Origin of the sequence: Limnoglobus roseus, from assembly GCF_008254045.1 — a bacterium.
GTDB lineage: Bacteria > Planctomycetota > Planctomycetia > Gemmatales > Gemmataceae > Limnoglobus > Limnoglobus roseus.
This window is the reverse complement of sequence record NZ_CP042425.1, coordinates 3,408,897-3,433,782: the sequence shown is the minus strand read 5'-3', so window position 1 is coordinate 3,433,782 and position 24,886 is coordinate 3,408,897. Positions and strand designations below refer to the sequence as shown.

The following is a 24,886-nucleotide window of genomic DNA, read 5'->3' as shown; positions in this document are numbered from 1 at the left end:
GTTCCCTTAAACCTCGTCTGTTGGTGTTTCAACGTCTGGATTCAACACCTTCCGCAGCTTGATGAGAGCCGTTCGCATCTGCGTCTTCACCGTGCCGACGGGCATGTCCCGCGCCTCGGCGATCTGCTCATACGTTAGCTCGCCGTTCTGCCGCAAGAGGAAGACTTCCCGCTCTTCCGGCCGCAATTCCAGGATGGCCTGCCGGAGCCGTTGGACGCTCTCGTTCTCCACGATCTGCTCCGCGGCCGACGAGTCCCGGGCGGGCAGCAGCACTTCCTCGGCAATCAGCGGCCTGGCCCGCTTGGTCCACCCGCTGCGCTGGAAGTCGCGGGCGGCGTTCAGCCCCACCCGGAAGATCCACGCCCGCAGGTTCAGCACTTCGGAGATCGTCTCGCGGGCCCGCCAGCACTTCACGAAGGTTTCCTGCGCGGAATCCATCGCGTCGTCGCGGTTGCCCAACACGTAGGAGAGCGTGCTGACGAGTTCGTCCCGAATCTGCTCGAACGTCTCGACCAGAAGTCGTTCCACGGGAGTCAGTTGCGGCTTAGGCACGGAGAGGGCCGCCCCAGAACCCCCAGTTTCTGCGGGAGTCCGGTCCGGCGGGCCCGGTGGGTTATTCCGGCCTTTCCCGCCCTTAGCCATGATCTCCCTACCAGACAGACGGACGTGGGTGTGTCACCGATTGAATGGGTACGAAAACGGATGCCGTTCGGCCGGATTAATTGTGAAGCTACGCGGGGAATGCCGGTTAGCAAGTTGAGGCAAGGTATTCGTTCACAACACCAGGTCTTCGGGCCGGGTAATCGTCGCAACCTGGATGAGCGCCGCCCGGAGTCGATCTAGACCCGTCGCGGACTGGATGCGATCTTCGACGGCTTGCGGAATGGAACCGAAGCGGGATTCCAGGAGCGTCGTAAGTGCCAGTCGAACGCCCTTGATCTCACCCTTGATCTCGCCTTGGAGTTCGCCTTCAGCCCGGCCTTCATCGAGGATTGCCTGGTAGGTTGAAGATTCTCTCATCTTCTGCACTCCCGAAAACAAGGTTCGGATCAACTCCCTATCATACCGCATCCCGAGCAGAATGTAACTCGCGGTCAGCACTTGGTCCCGTTCGGCTTCACCCGGAACGTCGCGCTCGACTCGTTCCACGAACTGGTGAATCAACTCCGACAATCGGTCCTCGGCGTCGTCGGTCAATAGCCCGAGCGGAGCCGTGCCAATGCCGCCAGCGAGGAGTTGGTCGGCCGGCTGTTCCCACAGCCGAATCACCTCGTACCGGAACCAGTGGTAGGGCTGCCCGTCGGTCCACGAGCGAGACACTTCTCCGGTGATCGCGGTGGCGTTCGCCTCGCGGCGGAGCAGAATCGCCACGGAGCGCACCGGCACCCGTTCGCGGTGGTAGAGCAAGGCGTTGTACAGCAGCATTCGGTCGGGCAGTTCGCCATCCCAACTCGACTGCACTTCCAGGTGCAACAGGCCGGCGTCGCCGGGCAGGCGGAAGACCTTATCGGCGGCCGGTTGGATCGTGGACAGGTCACTCTCGACGGGCACGAGCGGCCCAACCGGCAAGCCGAACCGCGCGGCCAACCACGCCGCCCAGTCGGCGGCGTAGTCGTCGAGCATCCGCTTCAACGTCGCGTCGAACGGTTTGGCCATCTACGACTTCCCGAGGACGAGATCGACGACCCAGCACCCGCGGACGTGCGGCCCGGTGCCCCGGCAGTGGCCGAGGATGTCGGCGTCCCCGCACCCCGCATCTTGCAGCGCATCGGCCAGGATCAGCAGCCGGTCGAACGCGCGGTCGGCGTAGATGCCTTCCGCGAGGCCGACGGCCGTGGATGTCCGCCACGCGGGGCTGAAGGCGACGGGGCGGAACGGGTTCCCGAAGACGCAACGCATTAGGTCAGCTTGTACACCCTGTTCGTGATGTTGTTTATCGACGCCAAGCGTCGGTATGTTCGGAACTATCGACCGGATGACATGGAGGCCTGTGCAACCGTCGGCCAACCACACCACCCGATCTCGGAGAACGGGTGCGAAGTTTAATTTGGGGAGACGTACATTTTGTCCAGTAAATTCGGAGTGTCGTGACGCACTCGCGGGCATGGCGCGGGGAAGCCCTTCGATGCCGTCGGCGTCCGCCTCGGCAACCTGTATGTCCGATCGAGTAGTTGGACTGAGTCGCCGCCACACACTCCTCGCGCAACCGCAACCGAACAATAACAGTTTCCGTCGGTCGGCATCATCCGGTATCTGGGCCAGCATGCCCGCCGGATGGGTCGCTGTCAGCCAGTCGTGTTCCGTCACGGCTTGCCCTCACGCCAGCCCGTAGAACGCCACGGCGTTGTCGTGCAGCAGTTTCTTCTGGTCGGCCTCCGGCTTGTCCTTGATGATCTGCCGGAGGGCGGTCAGCCAGTCGGCGTAGCGGCCGGCGGCGAGGACGACGGGCCAGTCGCCGCCGAACATCACGCGGTCCCAGCCGAAAGTTTCGGTGATGTGGTTCACCACCGGGGCGAGGTCGGCGGCCGTCCACTTGCCCTTCTCCCAGCCGTTGGCGAGGAAGCCGGACACCTTGCACACCACGTTCTTCTTCGCAGCGAGCGCGGCGGTGTTCTTCTTCCAGGCGTCGGCTTCCGCGGCCGTGAATTTCGCGCCGGGGTTACCGCAGTGGTCGAGGATGAACCGCGTGTTCGGGCACTGTTCGACCAGTTTCACGAAATTCGGGATGTCTGCGGCACGCACGCACAGGTCGTAGCTCAGGCCGAGGTCGCCGAGGAGCTGGATGCCCTTCACGAACTTCGGGTCGAGACAGTAGCCCGGCGGCGTGCTGTCCACGTGCAGCACTTGGCGGATGCCCTTGACGTACTTGCTGCCCTTGAACTGCCCGGCGTACTTCGCGAAGCCGTCTGAGTTCGGCCGACCGGACACGACGGCTGCACACGTCGGCGTCTTCCCGCTCTGGCAGAGTTCGACCAGGTAATCGGCCTCGGCCTGTTGCTGTTCCGGTACCACGTCTACTTCCATGTACACCGCTTTCACCACGTTCAGCCCGGCCGTCGCCTCGGCGTACTCCTTCGGTGTGAAGCTGGCGTCGTAGACGCTCCCCGGTTTCAGCCAGCCGAGCTTGAACTTGGTCAAATCCCAGAGGTGTTGGTGCGTGTCAACGACCGGCAGCATGGCGGCGTCCTTTGCGGAAGAGAGGGTCGGCAGCACCGCGACGGCGGCACCGGCAGCGAGAAAGTCACGGCGATTCACGGGAAAGCCCTCGGAGAGTTGGGGCGATTGTAAGCCGCCAGCGTGAGATTTGTAAGCTATCTGTACCATGAAACATCGCATTCTCGTGACCGGCTCGGCCGGCCGACTCGGGCGGGCGGCGGTTGCGGCACTCGTGGCGAACGGCCACCACGTCATCGGCATCGACCTACGGCCGACGCCGGGACTGCCGCCGGGGCAATCGCTGGTCGCCACGCTCGCGGACGTTGCCGTGCTGCGGGCGGCGGCGAAGGGCGTCGATTGCATCATTCACCTCGCGGCCACGCCGGACGACGCCCGCTACCCGCGCGGCGAAGCCCCCGATGACGGCGACAACTTCCTCGACGGGTTGGTGCCGAACAACATCGTCGGCCTGTACAACCTGCTGGAAATCGCCCGCACGTCGAAGGTGCCGCGGGTCGTGCTGGCCAGCACCGGACAGGTGATCGACCGCCACCTCGACAGTGGCAACGTGCCCGTGAACGCCTCGACACGAATCGCCCCGCGTTACCTGTACGCCTGCACAAAAGTCTTCCTCGAAGCGGTTGGGCAGGTCTACGCCCGCGAACACGGGATCGAAATACTCGCCGTGCGGCTCGGCTGGTGCCCACGAGACGCCGGGCAGGTCGCGCAAATCGCGGCGAGCGTCGAGGATCAGGACGTGTACCTCAGCCCCGGCGACGCGGGCCGGTTTTTCGCGGCGACGGTGGAAGCGGAGAAGGTGCCGGGGTTCCACGTCGTTTACGCGACGAGCAAACCGGTGAACAAGGTGCTCTACGATCTACGGGAAACGACGCATCTCATCGGCTTCGAACCGCACGACACCTGGCCGACCGGGGCCAGCGAGGGGTAGGAGATGAGGGGGTGAACGGGTGACACGGTGAAGGGGTGAAAAGGCAAAACCCGGTCTTCTCACCCCTTCACCGTGTCACCCGTTCACCTCTCATCTTTTCCGCGCCCGCTCTCACCCCTCGGGCGGCATCAGTTCCGATTGGATGTCTTCGATCCCATTTCTCACCGTTTCAGAGATGAGAGCCTTCTCACCCGCCCGCCGACTCGCCGGTGTGCGTGCCGGAGCGATTCGCTCCAACGCCCCCGCGGGCGGACGGTTGAGTAGAATGGGACCGCGGCCGACTCCCTTCACCACTCGCGAGACGCCTGTGCCTTTCACCGCCGTTTGTCTGCACTGCCGTGCGTCGAAGTTCCGCGTGCCGTTCAAGAAACGCGGCACCTTCGCGACCTGCCCGAAGTGCGCGCAGGAGTTCATGCTCGTGCCCGATTCGAGCGTGGACATCCCGCTGATGGAGTACAAGGCGATCCCGTTCGACGACGACTCCGACGAAACGCCCTCGCCCTCCGGCTCGGAAATCCTCGTGGAATCGGCCGAAACCACGACGACCGCCCCGCAAAGCCTCAAGACGACCGAGATTGCGATTCCGGTGATTCCCTCCTCGGTGCCGACGGTGTCGGGTGACGCCCCCGACTACGCCGTGCGGATGGCCCTGGTGGGGTGCGGGTTCGTCGGCGTGAGCATGATCGCCAGTCAGTTCCCCTACGGCCGGTTCGTCGCGGGACCGCTGGCCGTCATCGGCCTTCTGATCGGCGGGTTGAGCTTGCTCGGCCTGGAGAAGCGGACGTGGCTCGGCTGGGCGGCCGTCGGCCTGAACACGATGGCTTTGCTGTTGGTCGCAGCCTTCCCGTCGTGGCTCGGCCTCACCGGCTGGACGCCGGCCTCCGACCCGGAGAAAGCCCCGAAGCCCGTGACCGCCGTCGGCCGCGATGGAAGTTTGCCGAAGACGGCCGAGTGGGTGGACGCCAGTCAGGCCGTGTGGGAGCAGGGCGACGTTCGCATCACCGTGATGAGCGTGGCCGTCGCCGCGGTGGACCCGATGTCCAAGAGCCCCGAGAAACGCAAGGAACGGGTGCTGCGGCTGACCCTCAAGTTGTCCAACGTCGGCGTCGCGCGGGGCATCGAGTTCACAAGTTGGTCCCCGTCGCCGACGGCCGAAACGAAGCTGACGACGACCGCGGGAACCAGCATGCTGCCGCGGGCCGTGACCGCCGACAAGGCCACCCTCTACCCCGGCAAGTCGGCCGAGAGCGTGCTGACCTATGCCGCCCCGGACAAATTCGACGACTTGCGACTCGAAATCCCCTCGCAGGTGTTCGGCGGCCCCGAGCCGGCCCGCATCCTAATCCCGAAATCACTCATCAGCGGACGATCGCCATGAACCTTCGACGCCCCCGTTCCGCGTTCACGCTCATCGAATTGCTGGTGGTCATCGCGATCATCTCGACGCTGATCGGCCTTTTGCTCCCGGCCGTGCAAAAGGCTCGTGAGGCGGCGGCCCGCATTTCGTGCGCGAACAACCTGAAGCAACTCGGCCTGGCGATGCAGAATTACGAATCGACGCTCGGCCAGCTGCCGCCGAGCCGCATCCGCGTCGGCGGGGCGACGTGGCAGGTCTTGCTCCTGCCGCAGATCGAGCAGGACAATCTCTACCGCCAGTGGAACATCGGCCTGAGCTATTACCAGCAGAACACGACCGCCCGGATGACCGGCGTGCGGAACTTCTTCTGCCCCTCACGCCGCACGGCCAGCACCAGTCAGTCGGGCAGCATCGCCGGCGACATCCCCAGTGACACGTCGTGGGGCAGTTCGACGCACACGCCGGGGGCACTCGGCGATTACGCGGCCGTGATCGACCCGAACGGCACCGACTCTGCCACCGACACCGGCCCCGGCAACCGCGGGGCGTTCCAGTTGGGCACCGGCTTCCGCCTGCTCGACTTCCGCGACGGCACGAGCAACAGCTTTCTCATCGGCGAAAAGCACGTCCCACAGAACAAGGAAGGCTACGGCTGGTGGGACTGTTCCACCTACAACGGCGACTACTACCAGTGTTCCGGCCGGGCGGCCTCACGGCTCTACCCGCTGACGACCAACCCGATGGACACCGGCTGGAAGTTCGGCAGCCGGCACACGCAGGTCGTGCTCTTCTGCTACGCCGACGGCCACGTGCAGAACATCCCCGAAATCACCGACCCGTACATCCTCGAACTGCTCAGCCAGCGCAACGACGGGCAGGTGATCCCGAACTTCGGGGGGTGAAGCCATCGAAACGGAACGCAGATGACGCGGGATTCTTAACGCCGGATCAACGCGGATAAAGCCAGATCCGATTTCAGTTCCGAACCGGTTCTCATCCGGCGTTCGAACTCCTGCGTCATCCGCGTTCCGTTTTCTCTTCCTCGCCAGATTCCAATTGCCTTCCCTGTGTTGCCGGGCTATTCTGGGAACAACTCGCGGTCCGGCCGCGTCCTACCTTTGGTCGATCCTTCCCACCCCCACAACGGCTTCTCTCGCCGTCCTGCCTCGGAGGTTCTCTCCATGCTCAATTTTTGGGGCTCTCGCCAGCCACATTGCGACAACATCAACCGCCGTAACTTCCTCGCCCTCGGGGCGTTCGGCGCGGGCCTGACCCTTGCCGATCAACTGCGGGCCGCGTCGCCGAGCAACCCGACGCGGTCGCTGGCCACGCCGAAGTCGGCCATCATGGTCTACCTGCCCGGCGGGCCGAGCCACATCGACATGTACGACCTGAAGCCCGACGCCCCGGCCGAGTTCCGCGGCGAGTTCAAGCCGATCAACACGAACGTCCCCGGCATCCAGATTTCCGAACACATGCCGATGCAGGCGAAGATGTTCGACAAACTGGCCGTGATCCGGTCGGTCGTCGCCACCGACGAGCACAGCGACAGTTACGTCACGACCGGCTTCCCGGAGCAAATCAACAAGACGGTCGGCCACCCGTCGTTCGGGGCGGTGATGTCGAAGGTGAACGGCAACAACGGCGACGTGCCCGCGTTCGTCTCGCTCCGCGGCATGAGCATGGGCACGGAACCCGGCTTCCTCGGCGTGGCCCACCGGCCGTTCACCCCGGACGGTTCCGGCCGCGAGAACCTGCGGGCGAAGCTGGCGAACGACAAGATGGCCGACCGCCAGAGCCTACTCACCCGCTTCGACAGCGCCCGCCGCGACGTGGACGCCAGCGGCACGATGAAGGGCCTCGACTCGTTCACGCAACGGGCCTTCGACATGATCGCCAGCGGCACCGTCCGCAAAGCGCTCGACCTCAAAAAGGAAGACCCGCGAACGCTCGACCGCTACAAAGGCGTGGACCAATTCCTGACAGCCCGCCGCCTGATCGAAGCCGGCGTCGGCTGTGTCACTCTCAGCTACGGCGGGTGGGACACGCACACCAGCAACTTCAAGGAATTGAAGAAGCAACTGCCGATCCTCGACCGCGGCCTCGCGAACATGATCCGCGACCTCGACGACCGTGGGATGCTGGAAGACACTGTCGTCATCGTCTGGGGCGAGTTCGGCCGCACGCCGAAGATTAACAGCAGCGACGCCGGTCGCGACCACTGGTCGCCGGTGATGAGCGCCTTGGTGGCCGGTGGCGGCCTCAAGATGGGCCAGGCCATCGGCGCATCTTCGGCCCGCGGCGAGTACCCGAAGGACCGCCCGTACAAGGTGCCGCACGTCCTCAGCACGCTCTACAAGGCCGTCGGCATCGACCCGTCGATGACCTTCCCGAGCGGCAGCGGCCGCCCGATGTACGTCCTCGACGACCGCGACGTGGTGACGGAACTGCTGTGACCCACGGCGACGTGACGAACACGAAGAAGCCGCCCCGGTTGGGCGGCTTCTTCTTTTTGGGGGAACGCTCTTTAGCGGCATTGGGGCGACGGCCGTCGCCCCGAACGGGCGGGAATGCTGCGCGGCGACCACTCGCCGGATTCGAGGAACTCCGCGATCGTCTCGGCCACGCTCTCGCCGATGCCGAACGCGCGTTGCAACTCCCCGCGACCGCCCTCGGCGATCACGTCCGCCGCTTCGCGGTCGGAGGCCATCACCGCAACTGCGGCTTGACGGAACGCCCGCACACGGTACAAGTTCGCGCCCGATTGGGTGAGCGTGTTGGCGTGCTCGCGCAACTTTTTCACAACGTCCGCGTTCGTCATGGCGAATCTCCTCGGGAGGACGAGTGAAGGTTCGCCGAAAGTGGCAGGCGGGGCAATGTCGGTAGGTGGGTCAGGAGGATCGAAATGGCCGGGTTTCGCACACACGTCGGCGTTGCCGCGACCCTCGGCGTGGGCTACGGCTTCGTCATGCACAAGGGCATGGGCTGCCACTGGGAGAGCGGCGTCCTGTCCGCGACCCTCACGGCCGTCGGTGGGATGCTGCCAGACTTGGACAGCGACACCGGTCGGCCGATCCGCGAAATCTTCAGCCTCGCCGCCGCCGTCATCCCGATCGTGTTGATGCCTCGGCTCACGGAAATGGGCCTGTCGTCCGAAGGGGTGCTGGCCTCGCTCGTCCTTGGTTATCTGTTCGTCCGCTACGGCCTCTCGTGGCTGCTGAACCAACTCAGCGTCCACCGCGGCATGTTCCACAGCGTGCCGGCGATGCTGATTTCCGGCCTCGTGGTTTACCTCGGCTATCACACCGACAACCAGCACCTGCGGGTCGAGTTGGCCGGCGGCGTGATGCTCGGCTTCCTCTCGCACCTGGTCCTCGACGAAATCTACAGCGTCGACTTCAACGGTGTGCGGCTGATCGTGAAGAAGTCGAGCGGCAGTGCGCTCAAGTTCTTCTCACCGTCGCTCCCGGCCACCACAGTTTGCTACACCATCCTGGGGGCGCTCCTGTACATGGCCTACACCGAGTGGCATTCCAACGCCCCGGCCCCGGCCGCACAGCCGGTCCCGTTCAAGATGGCGTACCGCACATGATCCGCTACGACTTCACCGGCAAGGTCGCCCTCGTCACCGGCAGTTCCCGCGGCATCGGGGTGGCCACGCTGACGGCGTTCGCGAAGGCCGGGGCGACGGGTGTTTTGCACTTCTGGGACGATCCCGACGGCGGCAACCGCCGCGACGCGGAAGCACTGGCGAAAGCGCTCGGCGGTGCCGTCCACCTGGAACCGGCCGACGTTCGCGAGGCGGGCGAAGTCGAAGCGATGATGCAGCGGGTGAAGGTCCAGTTCGGCGGCCTCGACATCCTCGTGAACAACGCCGGGATCATCCGCGACCGCACCTTGAAGAAGATGACCCTCGACGAGTGGCACGCCGTCCTTCAGACGAACCTCACCGGCGTCTTCCACTGCTGCAAGTACGGGGCGGACATTCTCCGCGACGGCGGCCGAATCGTGAACATCGCCAGCATCGCCGGGTTGCTCGGCTTCCACGGGCAGACGAACTACGCCGCGGCGAAAGCCGGCGTGATGGGCCTGACCCGCGTGCTGGCGAAGGAACTCGCCCGGCGGCGGATCGCCGTGAACGCCGTCGCCCCTGGCGTGATCCAAACCGCGATGCTCGGCGAGGTGAAGGCCGACGTACAGGCGGAGTACTTGAAGCAAATCCCCGTCGGCCGTCTGGGGAAGCCGGAAGACGTCGCCAACGCGATCCTCTTTCTCGCCACCGAGGAAAGCGAGTACATCACCGGCCACGTTTTGCCCGTCACCGGGGGGTGGGCGTAGCTCACTTGCTCTTCGGCCACTTGCGGGTTTCTTCCAGCGACTCGCCGGTTTCCAGCAAGCTCTTCAGGCTCGCCAGGATGTGCGGCCAACCGTTCGACACGGCCCCGATGAGCTTCGAGTCTGGCTTATCCATCTCGTGAACCACGGTTAATTTGACGGACGTGCCGGCGGGTTCGAGTTCATACGTCAGGCGAGAATAGCCCTCTTCACGGAGTTCCGGTCGGAACTCGTTCCGCCACCGCAGGACCAGCCGCTTGTGCGGGTCAGCTTCCAACACCTCGCCGCTGTCGGCCACGTTGCCGTCGGGCATCGTGATCTGCCACGCCGAGCCGGGCGTCCATTCCGAGTCCAGCGTGCAGGCGCACCAATACTGCAGGGTGAACGCTGGGTCGGTCAGCGCCTGCCAGAGTCTCTCCGGGGTGGTGCGGATGTACGTCACGTAAACGAAGCGCGATTCAGCCATCAGTCTCTCCTTCGAGTTTCGCCTTGAGGTCCGCCAGAACCCGGAGTCGGCCCTGCTCGTACTTGCCGATCCATCGGTCGGCGATTTCCAGGATCGGCACGGGGTTGAGGTAGTGCAGCTTCTCGCGGCCCCGCCGAAGCGTCGTCACGAGATTGGCCGCCTCCAGCACCTTGAGGTGCTTGGTCACCGCCTGCCGGGTCATGTCCAGGTGCCCGCAGAGTTCGCCGAGGGTCTGACCGTTGTTGGCGTGTAAACGATCCAACAACTGCCGTCGCCCCCCGTCCGCGAGCGCCTTGAACACTTTGTCCAGATCGGCATCCATGCTCGAATTATGCAACCATTTGGTTGCACTTCAAGGCGTAGCATCCGATCGTGATGGCCGACTGGCGATAAACACCGTCCCGGCAATGTCTTTTGGCGAGTATCATCGCCAGACGCCGCAAGCAGAAGCGATACAATCCCTACAGTCGGCACGGTCTTTGCTGTGAAGATTACAACCCTCGCATTTGCCTTCGGTCCTCACTTCAGCTATAAAATTACCTAAGTTATCTGGCCCGCCCATTGGACCGCATGGAGGTGCGCCCTGGTCCCTGAGATCGCAGAATGCTTCAGATCGGTGCTTATTGTTTCAAGCAAGCCCTCTCGCCACAAGAGTTGGAGCAGGTCCATCGGCTGAACTATCAGACATTCGTGCAAGAAATCCCCCAACACGCCGACACGGGAACCGGGCAACTTGTGGACAAGTTCCACGAGAAGAATCGTTATCTCATTTGCCTGAAGGACAACGAACTCGTCGGCATGATCTCGTGGTGCGACCAGCCGCCATTTTCGATCGCGTCGCGGTTGCCGGACCCCAGCATCCTGGAGCAGCCCGGCCTACGGCCGGTGGAAATCCGCCTCATGGCCGTCGTGCCGACGGAGCGGAATTCACTCGTGCTGCCGGGGCTGGTGTGGGCGTTGTTTCAACAATCGAAAACCATGCCGTGGACGCACTTCGTGATCTCCGGGGTGGTCGAACAGCGAGAGTTGCACACGCACCTCGGATTCGAACCCTTGGGGCCGCCCATTGGCACGGGACGGGCACAATTTACCCCGATGTGGCTGCCGGTCGGCAAACTTGACGAGACGATGGGCCGGTCGATGCAGTTGTGGCAGAAGCGGCTGGAGCGGAGTAGTCGAACCCAACAAACCGCTTGAGGAATGAGCGGCTCTCCCCACAGAGATTCGGAGGCACCGAGGTTGATGATTCGCACCCTGAAGTACACCCCGCCGACCCCCGCCCGGGGGGTTCACCCGCAATGGGCCGCGGCCGAATCGCAGGACGCGATTTGCCTGCTCCCCGGCCCGGTGGCGATTTCCCCGCGCGTGACGGCCGCGTTCCACGAACCGCTGGTCTACCACCGCTCGGACGAATTCGTGCCGCTGTTCGAAGGGGTGCGTGCGAAGCTCTCGGCCATGATCGGCGGCGTGCCCGTGGGCATGTTCATCGGCAGCGGCACCCTGGCGAACGACGCCGTCGCGGCAACGCTGGCGGCCGACCCGGCAAGGGACAACGGCCTCCTGTTAGTGTCCGGCGAATTCGGCGACCGCCTGTTGAAGCAGGCCCAGAACTCCGGGCTGTCGCCGCGGATTCTGTCCTGGGACTGGGGCCGGGCGTGGCAACTCGACGAAGTCGAAGCCGCGATGCGGGCGATGCCGGCCGGCGGGTGGGTCTGGGGCGCGCACCACGAGACGAGCACCGGCGTACTGAACGACCTACCGGGGTTGGTGACGCTCGCGAAGAAGTACGGCCACCGCGTGTGCGTGGACTGCGTGAGCAGCCTTGCGACGGTGCCCCTCGATTTGAGCGAAGTCTACCTCGCGACCGGAGCGAGCGGCAAGGCGATCGGCAGCTACGCCGGCGTGGCTTTCGTCTTCGCGAACCCGGCGAACCTGGAGCACCTGGATACGAGCCGCATTCCGACGTACCTCAACGTCGCGTCCACGGTGACGACGGTCGGCCCGCGGTTCACGGCCCCGTCGCCGATGGTCAAGGCGTTGGACGTGGCCCTGGACGTGTTCGCGACGCCGGCGTTGTGCCAGACTCGCTACCAGCAAATCGCCGACCTCGGCGGGCTGGTGCGACAGCGGCTGACAGCGGCCGGCTTCGAGTTGCTCGCGGCCGACGACGTGGCGAGTCCGGCGATTGTCACGTTCGCCCCACCGCGGGAGATGTCGAGCGCCGCCTTCGTGGGGATGTGCCGCGAGTGGGGCTATCAAATCGCCGGGCAGAGCGGCTATTTGGCCGAGCGGCGGTTGGTGCAACTCGCAGTGATGGGCCACGTTTCGCGGGCAGACATTGAGCCGCTGTTGGAACGCCTGGCGTAACCTAACCGACTGGCCTTCCTGCCGGATCAACGGCGAGCGGCCCGGCGTAAGTGGGCCGTATCTGCATATCTCCAGACACGGCCCGCTTACGCCGGGCCGCTCGCCGTTGCAATTGAAACCTCTCTTCACAGATCTACGGTTTGCGGTAGAACCGATTCGCCAGCAATCCCTCGAAGCACAGCAGCAGTAGCACGCCGATCAACAGCCACGGGAACAGGTCGATCGGCTGATTGAATTTCGTCGTCAGTACCTCTCGCAATTTCACGTCCCGCGACAGCGGCACCACGCTCTTCGGCCCCATCAGACTCTCGATCGCGTCCTCGGGCACCTTCGCCAGATTCGACTCGTCGGCGGGGATGTTCAAGCTGAAGCCGTCCCGCCACTTGGCCGCTTCCAGCGACACGGCGAACAGTCCCGGGAGGGCCGTGCGGTTCGGCGGCAGGCGCACTTCCGTCTGCCCCTCGCCGAGTTCGATCTCCGCGTCGCGGCCGCTGATGCCGCGGCCTTCGAGTTGCAACTTCGTGCCTTTCTTCACGTCCCCCTTCGGCAGCGGCACCGCGACCGGCTGGCCGGTGAGGAAGTTGAAGTTCGCATCGGTCGGGTCGCCGCACAGGTAGCGCATCAGCAGGTTCGGGAAGACCACGTACCACGACGACTCGCTTAACTGCCAGTAATTGTTCCACGTCTTGCCGCCTTCGATCGGCGTGTCCATCGGCGTCGTCAGCAGCAGTACTCGGCCGCGCTGGTTGCCGAGACTGCGTTCCAAGACGGCCGGGTGCCGCAGTTTCGGATCGTCGCTGTCGTTGTAGAGCACGACCACGCTACCGCCGGGGGCCGGTTCGAAGTCCCAGAACTGCCACGCCCGCCGGGGGTTTTGCAGGAAGTCGATGTTGCCCTTAAGCTTCCACTCGCGGAACGGGGCCAGCATCGGGTGCCGCAAGGCCGCGTCGTCGAGCAGCCACGGCACCCCCTCGCGGCGCTTATCGGTCGCCGGCAGGGTGCCGTAGTCGATCTCGGCGTTCTGTTCCTTCAGCGAGCCGGGCAGGATGCGGGCGGCCGCCTCGGTCTTCGTCCGGTAGGCGTCTTGCTTCGGGGCGGTGCCGGGCATGATGAGCAGTTGGCCGCCAGTTTCCACATACGTCTGCAACTTCGGCCACAACGGCGTCGGGTCGGTGACGCTGAGCAGGCAAACGGCCTCGTAATCCCTCAACAGCGGCAGCTCGTCGGTCGCCTTCCGCACCTCGCAAGCGAACTCGCCCTGCGAGGTGTGGGCCAGTTGCCAGAAGTCGGCGTCCGCGAGATCGCTCACCAGCGTGAGAATCTTCCGCGGCTCGGCTACCTTGAACGTGAAGTAACGGACGTTGTCCGCCTCCAGGTTGTCCGGCGTTTCCAGACTCAGTTCGATCTGGTGCAACCCCGGCTTCAGCCGACGACCGTCGAAGGTGAAACTCACGCCGGCACTGCCGCCGCCGGGGACTTTGACGAGCTTCTTCTCGACCATGTTCTCGCCGGTCAGCAGTTTGCAGACGACGCGCGACTCGACCGCTTCGCCGGCCGCCGAGATCGTGGCGTTCAGGACAACGGGCGTGTCCTTCGGCAGAATCTGCGGCTTCATCTCGACGGCCGTGATGCCGACGTTCGCGGGCTGGTCGATGCCGACGTCGAGGAACAGGTGGGCCACTGGCGGTTGCGGGATCGTCTCGCGGAGCTTCTTCAAATCTTCGCTACGACTTGCGTCCCAACAGGCTGTCGCGCGATCCGAGAAGACGGCCACCAACCGCGGCATCGGTTCCTGGCCTTCGGTTTCCTGATCGACCGTGCGGAACAGTTGGTGCGCCGCCGCGAGGGCAGCCGACACCGGCACGGCCGTGCCCTTCGGGTCCTTCAATTCTTCGAGTTTCTTGCGGGCATCGGCGACGGACAGTTCCCAGGTGCCGCCCGGTTCCGCGGGGTCGAGGACGGCGACCTTCGACGAACCCGGCAGATCGTCGAGCAGTTCCAGGGCCCGGCGTTTGGCTTCCTCCAACCGCATGCGACTGTTCGAGAGGTAGCCCATGCTCGGCGACGTGTCGACGATGAAGACGGCCGCGACCGGCTGTTCGCCGGCGAAGTTCAGCCCGCCGAGCGACCCAGCGATGGTCGGCTGGAACAGGGCGAGGCCGAACAGGCCGATGATGAGCATCCGCAGGAGGAGCAAGAGAAGGTGCCGGAGGCGCATCTTCCGCTGGTTGACCTTGCGGCGCTTTTCGAGGAAGCGGATCGCGGGAAATAGCAACCGCTTCGGCTCCTGCTTCATGATGAGGTGAAGCAGGACCGGCAGCCCGACCAGCGCGACGGTGGCGATCAGAATCGCGTGCATGACACGATTGTACCTACTGGCAACCTGAAGTGCAGAACGCGCCCGCCAAGTCGTTGTTGGCGAGAGGTTTTTGGAACCCGGAGCGGGAGCGACGGGGTGGAGGCACTTCACCCCGTCGCTCCCGCTCCGGGTTCCAACGGGCAAAATCCCTGGCCACCTGCCTTCGGATTGCTACATTAACAGCCTTCGCAATTCGTCTGCGAACGAGACAACTGAACGAAGGACGTTTTCCGATGTACGCGATTTTCGAAGACGGCAGCCGACAGTACCGGGTGGCAGAGGGCGAGAGCGTCACGATCGACTACCGCGACGTGAAGGTCGGCGACACGGTCGAACTGACCCAAGTGCTGCTCATCGGTAAAGACGGCGGGGCGACGATCGGCCAACCGCTCGTCGCCGGCGCGAAGGTGGTCGCCGAGGTGGTGGACTTCCCGAAGGTGAAGACCGTCGCCCAGTATTTCCGCCGCCGCAAGGCGTCCAAGCGGCTCCGCGGTCACACGCAGCCGCACATCCGCGTGAAGGTCAAGCAAATCGTCGGCTAGTCCTGACTGGCTTGTAGAATCCGAAGCGGAAGGGACGGGGTGTTGCGCAACACCCCGTCCCTTCCGCTTCGGATTCTAACGCCTTCAAGAATCCGATTGCCTCTGTCCCAGCCGGCCGGTTACACTAGCGGAAGCTCACCCCCGCCGACCGGACCCGCCAATGCGCTTCCTCCCGCTCGCACTTTTACTCGTCGTCGTTCGCCTCGCACCGGCCGCGGAACTGCCGGGCGAATGGGCGTACAAGCCAGCCACGAAGCCGGCCGTGCCAAAGGGTTCGGCCCACCCGGTCGATGCGTTCCTGCTGGCGAAACTTGAAGCCGCCAAACTCGGGTACTCGCCCCCGGCCGCGAAAGCCGCCCTGCTCCGCCGCGTGACGTTCGACCTGACCGGGCTGCCCCCGACCCCGGCGGAACTGGCCGCCTTCGAAAAGGACACGTCGCCGACCGCCTACGAGAAAGTCGTGGACCGCCTGCTCGCGTCGTCGCACTTCGGCGAGCGCGTCGCCGTGTGGTGGCTCGACCTCGCCCGGTACGCCGAGTCGGACGGCTTCAAGGCCGACGCCGCCCGGCCGACCGCGTGGCGGTACCGCGACTACGTCATCGACAGCTTCAACACCGACAAGCCGTATGACCGCTTTCTCCGCGAGCAGTTGGCGGCCGACGAGATCGCGCCGAACGACCCCACCGTGGCCGCGGCCACGGGGTTCCTCCGCCACTACCCCGACGAATCGAACGCCGTGAACCTCGAACAGCGGCGGCAGGAAATCCTCAACGACATCACCGACACGACCGCCGCCGCGTTCCTCGGCATCACGCTCGGCTGCGCGAAGTGCCACGACCACAAGACCGACCCCGTTTCGCAGGACGACTACTACCGAATGCAGGCGTTCTTCGCCGGCTTCTGGCCGAGCGACCGCCCGGTGCTGCCGCCGCAACAGCAGGCCGCGTGGGAGGCGAAGACGGCCGCGTGGGAGGCGAAGACGGCCGCGGTCCGCAAGCAGATGGCCGAGATCGAGGAGCCGTTCCGCGAGAAGGCGTCGAAGAAGGAGCGGTCGCGGTTCGACGAGGACTACGCGAAGCTGATCGACATCCCGTTCGCTGACCGCACGCCATGGCAGAAGCAGATCGCCGAGATGTGCGAGAAGCAGGTCGTCGGGGCCCGCAAGTTCACCCCGACGCAGATGAAGGGCGAGCAGAAGACGAAGTGGGAGGGGATGCAGAAACAGCTGGCCGAGCACGCGAAGGAGAAACCGACCGCCCCCCCGACGGCGATGGCCATGACGGACGTCGGCCCCGTCGCCCCGCCGCAGTACAAGCTCAAGCGTGGCGACTGGCGGAAGAAGGGGGACGAACTCGACCCGGGGTTCATCTCTTCCATCGACGACCGTGACGCGGAGGTAAAGCCGACCGCGACGTCGACCGGCCGCCGCACCGCCCTGGCGAACTGGATTGCCGACGCGAAGAACCCGCTGACGGCCCGCGTGATGGTCAACCGCGTCTGGCAGCACGTCTTCGAGCGCGGTCTTGTCGCCACCACCAGCGACTTCGGCCTCACCGGCGAGAAACCGACCCACCCCGAACTGCTCGACTGGCTGGCGAACGACTTCACCGCGAGCGGTTGGTCGGTGAAGCACGTCTACCGCCTGCTGGTCACGTCGGCCGCGTACCGCCAAGCCGCCGAGGGTTCTCCCGACGGGGCGTCGGTCGATCCCGAGAACGACTTGCTCTGGCACGCCCCCCGGAAGCGGTTGGACGGCGAATCGCTCCGCGACGCGATGCTGGCTGTGTGCGGCGTGTTGAACGAAAAGGCCGGCGGGCCGAGCGTGTTCCCGGAACTGCCTACCGAGTTGAAGGGCACCGGCGGGTGGACGCCGTCCGCGTCGGCCGCCGACCGCAACCGCCGCAGCGTGTACGTGGCCGTGAAGCGGAACCTCCGCTACCCGTTCTTCACGCTCTTCGACGCCCCGGACCGCAGTGAAACCTGCTCCCGCCGCTTCGTGACGACGACCGCCCCGCAATCGCTGATGCTGCTCAACGACACGATCGTCCTCGACTTCGCGAAGACGTTCGCCGCCCGCTTGCAGAAGGACGCTGGCGACGATCAGGCGAAGATCGTGGACCGCGCGTTCCGCCTCGCCCTCTCCCGGCCGCCGACCGCCGACGAGCGAGACCGCACGACGAAGTTCCTGGCCGCGCACCCCGGCACCAGCGGCGAGGCCGTCGCCGACCTCTGCCACGCCTTGCTGAACCTGAACGAGTTCCTGTACGTGGACTGAGTCCGAGCCGCGCAGAAATATCCAAGGATAGCCGAATGGAGGGCGGGGGCATGGCCTATCGCACCATCGCCATCGGCGACATCCACGGTTGCCTCTCGGCCTTGGATGCCCTTCTTGATGCCCTTCAGCCGGACCGGGAAGATACGCTCATCTTCCTGGGCGACTACATCGACCGCGGGCCATATAGTCGCGGCGTTCTCGATCGAATTCTCTCACTCCGCGATTCCTGCCAACTGATCCCACTCCTCGGCAACCACGAAGAATCGCTGCTCGATGCCCTCCGTGACAGCGGCAACTTGCGGAAGTGGCTCGCCTTGGGCGGCACGGACACTCTTCGGTCCTACGGTTGGGCAGCCGGTGGGCCGCGCCGCGCACTGACCGACTGGTTTCCCAAACGCCACCTCCAGTTCTTGTCCGATTGTCGCCCGTACCACGAAACGCTCACACACTTGTTCCTCCACGCCGGGTACGTGCCGGAGTTGCCGATGGCGGATCAACCGGCCCTCGCCCTCCGCTGGAGAGTCACACAGGCCGACACGACTTTGCCTCATTACTCGGGTAAAGTCGCCATCGTCGGACACACGCCACAACGGTCGGGTGCGATTCTCGATTTGGGCCATCTGGTTTGCATCGACACCAACTGCGTGCGGGGCGGTTGGTTGACGGCACTCGACACCGTGAGCGGACACGTTTGGCAAACGAACAATTCCGGAATGCTTCGAACAGACTGTCGGTCATTTTGAGCAACGAAGATGAGAGCAAGCACGTGAGAAGAGTGCGCCCGCTTTTCTGACGAATCCGTGATTCTCCACCTGCCCACTTGAGTTGCGAACGGTCGGACCGTTCCCCCATCGAATCAAGGATGTGCCATGCCCGCCGAATCGTCGAACCCGCCGGCCCTGCTCCTCTTCATGCACATCCCCAAGACGGCCGGGACCACGCTCCGGTTTATCGTCGAACAACAGTACCGGCCGGGGAACCTCTACCCGATTTACCCCGGCCACCGGGAACAACTCGACGTGTTCCACGCCTTCGCCCGGCGGCAACTCCCGCGGGCGGTGATGGGGCATTTTCGCTTCGGCCTGCACCTCCGCCTTGCCCCGCTGTCGCGGTACGTCACGTTCTTTCGCGACCCGGTCGATCAGGTAATCTCGCACTACAACCACCTGCTGAACTCTGACCGGCCCGACCACCGGGAGATCGTCCGGCCGCGGGGCGGTCTGGGACAGTTCCTCGTCCACGAATGGGCCAGAAACCTCCAGACGCAGTACGTGACGGGTCTCAGTGCCGAGGAGATCGATGCCGACCCGGACGAAGCCTTCCACACGGCCGTCGGGATTCTCCAGCACCACTTCTTGGGCTTCGGCGTCGTCGAAAAGTTTGCCGCGTCGGTCCACGCGATGGCCGATCGGCTGGGTTGGTCCGTCCCGCGATTCTCGGCGCTCAACCGCTCTGCGGAACGCCCGCGGCGGTTACTCCGCAAGGCGCTCGACAGGTGTTTGATCGACCGCATCGTTCAGGCCAACAGTTGTGACGTTCGCCTGCACGCCTACGCGAGCGAATTCATTCGGGCCACCAGCGTCCCGCACTTCCGACAGGGGTTGCGGTTCCCCTACTTCTTCAACGTGAAATCGCTCCTCAGCCGCTCTCACCGGCAGAAAGCGAAAGATCGACTACGCATGGCCAGGCAGGAATCAGTTGCGACCATCGACAAGATCAACTCGCCCGCGGAGATGAATCGACCGGAACTTTATCCCTCGGTTCACCGTTAATATCGCGCTCATTTGCCCCGGCGACTCACTCTTCGGCATAATTTCTTGCCTTTGTCTCAATTCTCGTACCAACTTTCGTCGGAAATTCGTCTACACTAAAGCATCAGTCGGCGTCTAACCCCCCTCCCCATTGGACGCCCGCCCTCCTGTGACCTAGCGTAGAGTGCCAATTATTCCGACGCCGGGTACTGCCATGATCGGCCTTCGCGAGCCGGGTGACGAAGTTTTAGCGGGCTATCAACTCATCGCCCCCATCGGCAGCGGCGGGTTCGGCGAGGTATGGAAGTGCTCCGCGCCGGGCGGACTGCACAAGGCCATCAAGTTCGTTTTCGGCAACCTCAACTCCCTCGACGGCGACGCGGTCAAGGCCGAGCAGGAACTCAAAGCCCTCGGCCGGATGAAGGAAGTCCGGCACCCGTTCGTCATCTCCATCGAGCGGATCGACAACCAGTCCGGCGAACTGCTCATCCTCATGGAGTTGGCCGACAAGAGCCTGCACGACGCCTTCGTCGTGTACCAGACGGCCGGGCGGTCGGGCATTCCGCGCGACCTGTTGCTCGGCTACCTCGCCGACGCGGCCGAAGGGTTGGACTTCCTCAACGAGAAGCACAACCTCCAGCACCTCGACGTGAAGCCGAAGAACCTGTTCCTCGTCGGCGACCGCGTCAAAGTGGCCGACTTCGGGCTGGTGAAGCACCTCGAACGGCACAGTTCGTCCGGCCTCATGGGCGGCGTGACGCCGGTGTACGCGGCCCCGGAGACGTTCACGAACAAGATTTCCAAGCACTCCGACCAGTACAGCCTCGCGATCGTGTACCTCGAACTGCTGACCGGCGGGAAGCCGTTCGGCGGGAAGAACATTCGGCAGCTCGCGCTCCAGCACATGACCGAGCCGCCGGATCTGAGCTCCCTGCTACCGGACGACCGGCCGATCGTCGCCCGGGCCTTGTCGAAGAACCCGGACGACCGCTTCCCGAGTTGTGCCGCGTTCGTCCACGCACTGATCGCGAACAGCGAGGCGGCGGTCCTGCGCACGCCGCGGCCGGTGGGCGGCGGCCCGACGCCACGCCCGGGGCCGGGGGTCGAAACGCCGCCGCCGAAGGCCGATGACGAGTCGATGACCGTCACGCGACTGGACGTGGGCGTGCTGCGACCGGCGGTGCTGATCGGCGTCGGCAGTTTCGGCCGGCGGGCGATCCAACAAGTCCGCTGCCGCCTGCTCGACCGCCTCGGCGACCTGAACCAGATCCCGAGTTTCCGCTTCCTCTACCTCGACACCGACCCCGACACGACGGGCAAACTCGGCGGCGACAAGACCGACGCCGCGATTCAGCCGGAACAAGTCGTCCACCTACCGCTCCAGCCGGTGACGAATTACCGCCGCAAGCACCTCGACCCGATCCTCGAATGGATGCCGCGGGAGAAGCTCTACGCGATGCCGCGGTCGCTGGCGACGGAAGGCTCACGGGCGCTCGGCCGGCTGGCGTTCTGCGACAACTTCCTTAAGGTCGGGACGCGCCTGCGGATCGAAATTCAGACGGCCATCCACCCGGAGGCGGTGAAGCAGTCGGCCGACCAGACGGGCCTGCTGCCGCGGGAGAAGGTGCCGACGGTCTACGTCTTCGCGAGCGCGACCGGCGGCGGCAGCGGCTTCCTGCTCGACCTCGGCCACACGATCCGGCGGGCGCTGGCGAAGTTCAACATGGCCGACGCCCCGGTGACGGCGTTCGTCTTCTGCGGCGCGCCGGAAGACCCGCGATCCCCGGCGGCGGAACTGGCGAACGTGTACGCCACGCTCACCGAACTGAACCACTACGCCGACCCGGACGTGCCGTTCTCGGCCCAGTACGGCGGCGACGGCGGCCCCAAGATGGAAGCCCGCGGCCTGCCGTTCACGGCCACGTACCTGCTGCCGATGGCCCACCGGACGCAAGAGAACTTCCGCGACTGCGTCACGCACTTGGCCGGCTACATCACGCACGACCTCACCACGCCGCTCGGCTCCGGGTTGGAAGACATCCGCAGCCGCAAGCCCGCCCCGGGGCGGACGCCGTTCCGCGGGTTCGGCACCTTCGGCGTCTGGTTCCCCCGCGGGTTGCTCCTACGGTCGGCCGCCCGGCAACTGTGTACGACCTTGTTGAAGAACTGGTCCGCCCACCACCGCGACCGCCTGCCGGTCCCGGCGCAACGGCTCATCGACGACATCTTCAACGACCCGCGGCTGATGCCCGCCGACATCCAGAAGTTCATCGTGCAGGAATCGCGGAGCGGCCCGACCGGCTCGCCAACGGAGGTCGTCACCGCCTGGCTGGCGAGTCTCACCGAGCAGGTGGACCCGGTCGCGAAGCAGAACGACGGCGCGGCGTGGTCGGCCGTCGCGTGGGAGCAAGCCCGCGAGCTGATCGGCCTGGAACCGACGAGCGACACGGACAGCCCGTACCGCCGCGGCCGGCTGAGCCGGATGCTCGACAGCGGCATCCGCAACGCGCGGCGGGCGTGGGAAAACGAACTGACGGAACTCGTCCGCCCCCTCGGTGAGATTCACGGCCCACGCCTGTACGCGCTGTCGACGACGCTGGAACGGGTCATGGGCGCAATGAACTCGGCCGCCATCGTGGCCGAGCAACAGGCGGCGGCAATGGTGGACCGCCGTGAGAAGTCGCTCACCGCCGTGAAGGCCGCCTACGAAACCTGTCAGGCCGGCGGCGGCGGGTTCAAGCTGTTCGGCGGCCCCGCCCGGCAACTGCGGCACTTCCTCGACGCGCTCAAGCAGTTCTTCGACCTACGGACGGCCGAAGACCTGACGCACGCGACAGCCCGGTTCTACCGCAAGCTCGCGAGCAAGCTCGACGACCGCTGGCGGAACGTCCAGATGGCCCGCGACCAACTCGACGCGATGCTCCGCCAGGCCGACGCCCCGCCCGCCCCGGCCCCCGGCAGTCGCTTCGGCCTCACCGGGCTGGCGCTCACCCCGGACGTGCCGGACGAGTCGGTGCAGGCGACGCTGTCGCTGACGAACACGATGCGAGTGGTGCTGCCGAACGGCGACGACCAACTCGACCACGCCGCCGCCGACATGCTCCGCGGCGTGCCCGGCGACGAGATCATGCGGCTGTACGACATCCTGGACAAGCTGGTGATCGAGCCGCGCGGCGGGCTGGTGGACCTGTGCCGGACGAACTCCGACCTGTACCGCGGCCTGTGCGTGCCGATGATCGAGCAAACGGCCGCGTTCCTGGCGTACATCGTGCCGACGCAGGACGTGTCGCAGGTGGAACTGACGAGCCAGGAGGCGAAGAAGGGGCCGCTCGTCCAGCGCATCGGCCACTACCTGAAGCTCGCCTGCCCGCAAGCCCCGGGGCCGGCCGAGGAAGAGAAGACTTACGTCCTCGTCCCGGCGACCGCACCGGGGGCAACGTTCGCCCGCGAGGTGAAGAAGGTCGCCCCGAAGGCAGTGATCGTGAGCGTGCAGGGTCAGGGGACGGACTTACTCTTCTGCCGCGAGCAGGGCCACCTGCGAGCCGCCGACCTGATGAAGCTGATCGAGCCGTGCTGGGACGCTTACTCCGAGGCCGCCGCCACGGTCGAGCAATCGCCGCACAGCCGCTTCGACGTGCAGCAATGGGTGCCGCTGGAAACGCGGTAGGAAAGTCCACCGGAAGCCGATGCCCCGAATGCGCCAAAGGGTGGGCGATTATTTTGAGGGGAGCTTCTGCTTCAGGCGGGAAACGTATTGGTCTACTGTGGTTCGGTCAGGCTCATCCGGGAACTTCCCTGCTGTAGCCGGGAGGATTTCTCCCATAGCTTCCGCGGCCGCATCGCAGACCCGAACCGGCACTTTTTCATAGCCGTCGTCCTGGCCGCCGATCCTCAACGGAGTCGGAACCGGGGGCTTCCAATTTTTGGTCCGGACGTAGTACACTCGATCTGTCTGCCGCTGATCGTCTAACAAGGGTCTCAGGAGTTCGACCGGCCAATCGCCCTTCGCCCGGCCCAAAACGCCGGCCATCGATCCGAGACTCACCGGATCGGACTTGCCGATCTGGCCACGAAAGAGCGGGGCGGATGCCGAACCAGCGCGGTCCGAAGCCACCTCAAGGAGCAAGTACTGAACCCCGTCCTTTCGCTCATCGAGTGTCAACACGGCAAGTAGTTCATCCGCCTTCTTGACGATCACATCCCGTTCGGCCTCGTCAAACGCGGCCACCGCCTTGGAGAAGTAGTGCGCCTCGGTCGTCCGGCGGAAGATGCCGCGCACCGCCTCGCGGACCTCCGGCCGTTTGCACCAAGAAACCGCCGGTATCAATTCGTCAGCATAAATCCCGCCGTTCGCCACGCCCTGTCGGTTGAACGCCACTTTCCCTTCTTCAGCCTTCGTTACGTCCAACTTGGCCAGTCGAGCTACGAGGACCGGGGCAGCCTCTTCAGGAAAGTAATACAGCAGCCGCAACGCAGCCGATCGCTGAAAGCGACTCCCGTAGTTCCATCCCGTCAGGTCTGGCCCTTGAGGAACCCCAGTGGTGCGGTAGTCGGTCCAGAGAGAATCGTAGAGCGTTTGAGTGGGGTCACCGGATGCCCAAATCTTCCGCACCCGACCGCGAAGGTCGGCGTCTTCGACTGGGCTGTTGATAACTGTGCAGGAGGTCATTTGGTAGCGGGCCGCCATATACGGCCGGCCGACGATCTGCCCGATCGCGACAAGGCAGAGATCGCCGACCTTGACCACGTATGTTTGGACGTGATCGCCATGCTTGCCCCGACATTCAAGCGTCGCGGGCACTCGGGCTTCTCGTGGGTTTAGGTCATTGCCGCGGGGGAGTTCGTCCGAGAGCCATGTACAACCCATTCCAATCGGAGAAGCATCTGCTCCACCATGTTCGAACGTCAGTTTGGTCGGCGTCTTGTCCCCGAGCGAGTCGAGAAGAAATGGCAGGGAATCAGGACCCAGTGCCACAAGATCGCGGAGCGATTGAGAAGTATCCAAACCATGATGGGTCAACGTCCATGCCAGTTCGTGAACTTGGCCGGGGACAGGCAGGAACGCCGAACCGCTGAGGGTTTGCGAGTACCCCACGTCCGGCCGGTCCACTTCGGCTAGGCGTGCGATCAACTTCAGAATGTGGGTTTTCTGATCGGCCGTGAGGGGCGGACGTGTCCGAAGTGACGGAACGGCAAGAGGACTCATCTGGACTTTGGCAACGGTGATAGGCCCGCCGCTTATCACCGCCGCGAACACCAGAATCGTCGGCCATGTGAACATGATGAATCCCTCCGAGACGACGCAATCCGTGGCCCTTCGCGGAGAAAT

22 protein-coding genes are annotated in these 24,886 nt (G+C 64.8%); 13 read left to right on the top strand and 9 right to left on the bottom strand.

Features of this window, described 5'->3' with window-relative positions; translation table 11 throughout:
• Positions 1-6 precede the first annotated feature (6 nt).
• From PX52LOC_RS14520 to PX52LOC_RS14505, 4 genes are all read right to left on the bottom strand, one after another.
• Positions 7-528, bottom strand: a complete 522-nt coding sequence (locus PX52LOC_RS14520) for an RNA polymerase sigma factor (RefSeq protein ID WP_246173727.1) — start codon at positions 526-528, stop codon at positions 7-9.
• Between the two features lie 246 nt (positions 529-774).
• Complete coding sequence (locus PX52LOC_RS14515) at positions 775-1,656, bottom strand: Rpn family recombination-promoting nuclease/putative transposase (protein WP_149110781.1); 882 nt, start codon at positions 1,654-1,656, stop codon at positions 775-777.
• Positions 1,657-1,899, bottom strand: a complete 243-nt coding sequence (locus PX52LOC_RS14510; RefSeq protein WP_149110780.1) for a hypothetical protein — start codon at positions 1,897-1,899, stop codon at positions 1,657-1,659.
• Positions 1,900-2,316: 417 nt separating this feature from the next.
• Positions 2,317-3,255, bottom strand: coding sequence for an amidohydrolase family protein (locus tag PX52LOC_RS14505; RefSeq protein WP_246173726.1), 939 nt, complete (start codon positions 3,253-3,255; stop codon positions 2,317-2,319).
• Positions 3,256-3,322: 67 nt separating this feature from the next.
• On the opposite strand from PX52LOC_RS14505, the gene PX52LOC_RS14500 reads away from it, so the two are divergent.
• The 4 genes from PX52LOC_RS14500 (at position 3,323) to PX52LOC_RS14485 (ending at position 7,918) form a co-directional block, all read left to right on the top strand.
• Positions 3,323-4,105 carry an NAD-dependent epimerase/dehydratase family protein gene (locus tag PX52LOC_RS14500; RefSeq protein WP_149110778.1) on the top strand — a complete coding sequence of 261 codons (783 nt, stop codon included), beginning with the start codon at positions 3,323-3,325 and terminating at the stop codon, positions 4,103-4,105.
• 307 nt (positions 4,106-4,412) lie between these two features.
• A complete protein-coding gene (locus tag PX52LOC_RS14495; RefSeq protein WP_149110777.1) occupies positions 4,413-5,483 on the top strand; it encodes a hypothetical protein in 1,071 nt (356 codons plus the stop codon).
• Positions 5,480-6,364 (top strand): DUF1559 domain-containing protein, encoded by an 885-nt coding sequence (locus PX52LOC_RS14490; protein WP_149110776.1) that lies wholly within the window; start codon positions 5,480-5,482, stop codon positions 6,362-6,364. The genes PX52LOC_RS14495 and PX52LOC_RS14490 overlap by 4 nt, the downstream gene beginning before the upstream one ends.
• A 279-nt stretch (positions 6,365-6,643) precedes the next feature.
• Positions 6,644-7,918: a DUF1501 domain-containing protein gene (locus PX52LOC_RS14485; protein WP_149110775.1), complete on the top strand. Its 1,275-nt coding sequence runs from the start codon at positions 6,644-6,646 to the stop codon at positions 7,916-7,918.
• 71 nt (positions 7,919-7,989) lie between these two features.
• Here the strand turns inward: PX52LOC_RS14485 and PX52LOC_RS14480 are convergent, their stop codons facing one another.
• Positions 7,990-8,283, bottom strand: a complete 294-nt coding sequence (locus tag PX52LOC_RS14480) for a helix-hairpin-helix domain-containing protein (RefSeq protein ID WP_149110774.1) — start codon at positions 8,281-8,283, stop codon at positions 7,990-7,992.
• Between the two features lie 84 nt (positions 8,284-8,367).
• On the opposite strand from PX52LOC_RS14480, the gene PX52LOC_RS14475 reads away from it, so the two are divergent.
• Both PX52LOC_RS14475 and fabG read left to right on the top strand, forming a co-directional pair.
• Entirely contained in the window at positions 8,368-9,054 is a 687-nt protein-coding gene (locus tag PX52LOC_RS14475) for a metal-dependent hydrolase (protein ID WP_149110773.1), read from the top strand.
• The gene (fabG, locus tag PX52LOC_RS14470; protein ID WP_149110772.1) at positions 9,051-9,800 is read left to right on the top strand and encodes a 3-oxoacyl-ACP reductase FabG; all 750 of its coding nucleotides are present in this window, start codon (positions 9,051-9,053) and stop codon (positions 9,798-9,800) included. Before PX52LOC_RS14475 ends, fabG begins: the two co-directional genes overlap by 4 nt.
• Position 9,801: 1 nt before the next feature.
• Here fabG and PX52LOC_RS14465 read toward each other — a convergent pair whose 3' ends face one another.
• Complete coding sequence (locus tag PX52LOC_RS14465; RefSeq protein ID WP_149110771.1) at positions 9,802-10,263, bottom strand: SRPBCC family protein; 462 nt, start codon at positions 10,261-10,263, stop codon at positions 9,802-9,804.
• A complete protein-coding gene (locus tag PX52LOC_RS14460) occupies positions 10,256-10,585 on the bottom strand; it encodes an ArsR/SmtB family transcription factor (protein WP_149110770.1) in 330 nt (109 codons plus the stop codon). The genes PX52LOC_RS14465 and PX52LOC_RS14460 overlap by 8 nt, the downstream gene beginning before the upstream one ends.
• Positions 10,586-10,866: 281 nt before the next feature.
• Between PX52LOC_RS14460 and PX52LOC_RS14455 the strand changes: the two genes are divergently transcribed.
• Entirely contained in the window at positions 10,867-11,460 is a 594-nt protein-coding gene (locus tag PX52LOC_RS14455) for a hypothetical protein (RefSeq protein WP_149110769.1), read from the top strand.
• 45 nt (positions 11,461-11,505) lie between these two features.
• Positions 11,506-12,630, top strand: a complete 1,125-nt coding sequence (locus tag PX52LOC_RS14450; RefSeq protein WP_168218998.1) for a pyridoxal-phosphate-dependent aminotransferase family protein — start codon at positions 11,506-11,508, stop codon at positions 12,628-12,630.
• A 133-nt stretch (positions 12,631-12,763) separates the two neighbouring features.
• Here the strand turns inward: PX52LOC_RS14450 and PX52LOC_RS14445 are convergent, their stop codons facing one another.
• Entirely contained in the window at positions 12,764-14,989 is a 2,226-nt protein-coding gene (locus tag PX52LOC_RS14445; RefSeq protein ID WP_149110767.1) for a vWA domain-containing protein, read from the bottom strand.
• A gap of 233 nt (positions 14,990-15,222) precedes the next feature.
• Between PX52LOC_RS14445 and rplU the strand changes: the two genes are divergently transcribed.
• The 5 genes from rplU (at position 15,223) to PX52LOC_RS14420 (ending at position 23,224) form a co-directional block, all read left to right on the top strand.
• Entirely contained in the window at positions 15,223-15,531 is a 309-nt protein-coding gene (gene rplU, locus PX52LOC_RS14440; protein WP_149110766.1) for a 50S ribosomal protein L21, read from the top strand.
• Between the two features lie 160 nt (positions 15,532-15,691).
• Positions 15,692-17,806 (top strand): DUF1549 and DUF1553 domain-containing protein, encoded by a 2,115-nt coding sequence (locus PX52LOC_RS14435; RefSeq protein WP_149110765.1) that lies wholly within the window; start codon positions 15,692-15,694, stop codon positions 17,804-17,806.
• 50 nt (positions 17,807-17,856) lie between these two features.
• Complete coding sequence (locus PX52LOC_RS14430; RefSeq protein WP_246173725.1) at positions 17,857-18,549, top strand: metallophosphoesterase family protein; 693 nt, start codon at positions 17,857-17,859, stop codon at positions 18,547-18,549.
• Between the two features lie 126 nt (positions 18,550-18,675).
• The gene (locus PX52LOC_RS14425) at positions 18,676-19,578 is read left to right on the top strand and encodes a sulfotransferase family 2 domain-containing protein (RefSeq protein ID WP_149110763.1); all 903 of its coding nucleotides are present in this window, start codon (positions 18,676-18,678) and stop codon (positions 19,576-19,578) included.
• 193 nt (positions 19,579-19,771) lie between these two features.
• A complete protein-coding gene (locus tag PX52LOC_RS14420) occupies positions 19,772-23,224 on the top strand; it encodes a tubulin-like doman-containing protein (RefSeq protein WP_149110762.1) in 3,453 nt (1,150 codons plus the stop codon).
• A 48-nt stretch (positions 23,225-23,272) separates the two neighbouring features.
• On the opposite strand, the gene PX52LOC_RS14415 is transcribed toward PX52LOC_RS14420, so the two are convergent.
• Positions 23,273-24,838, bottom strand: coding sequence for a hypothetical protein (locus tag PX52LOC_RS14415; RefSeq protein ID WP_149110761.1), 1,566 nt, complete (start codon positions 24,836-24,838; stop codon positions 23,273-23,275).
• Between the last annotated feature and the right edge of the window lie 48 nt (positions 24,839-24,886).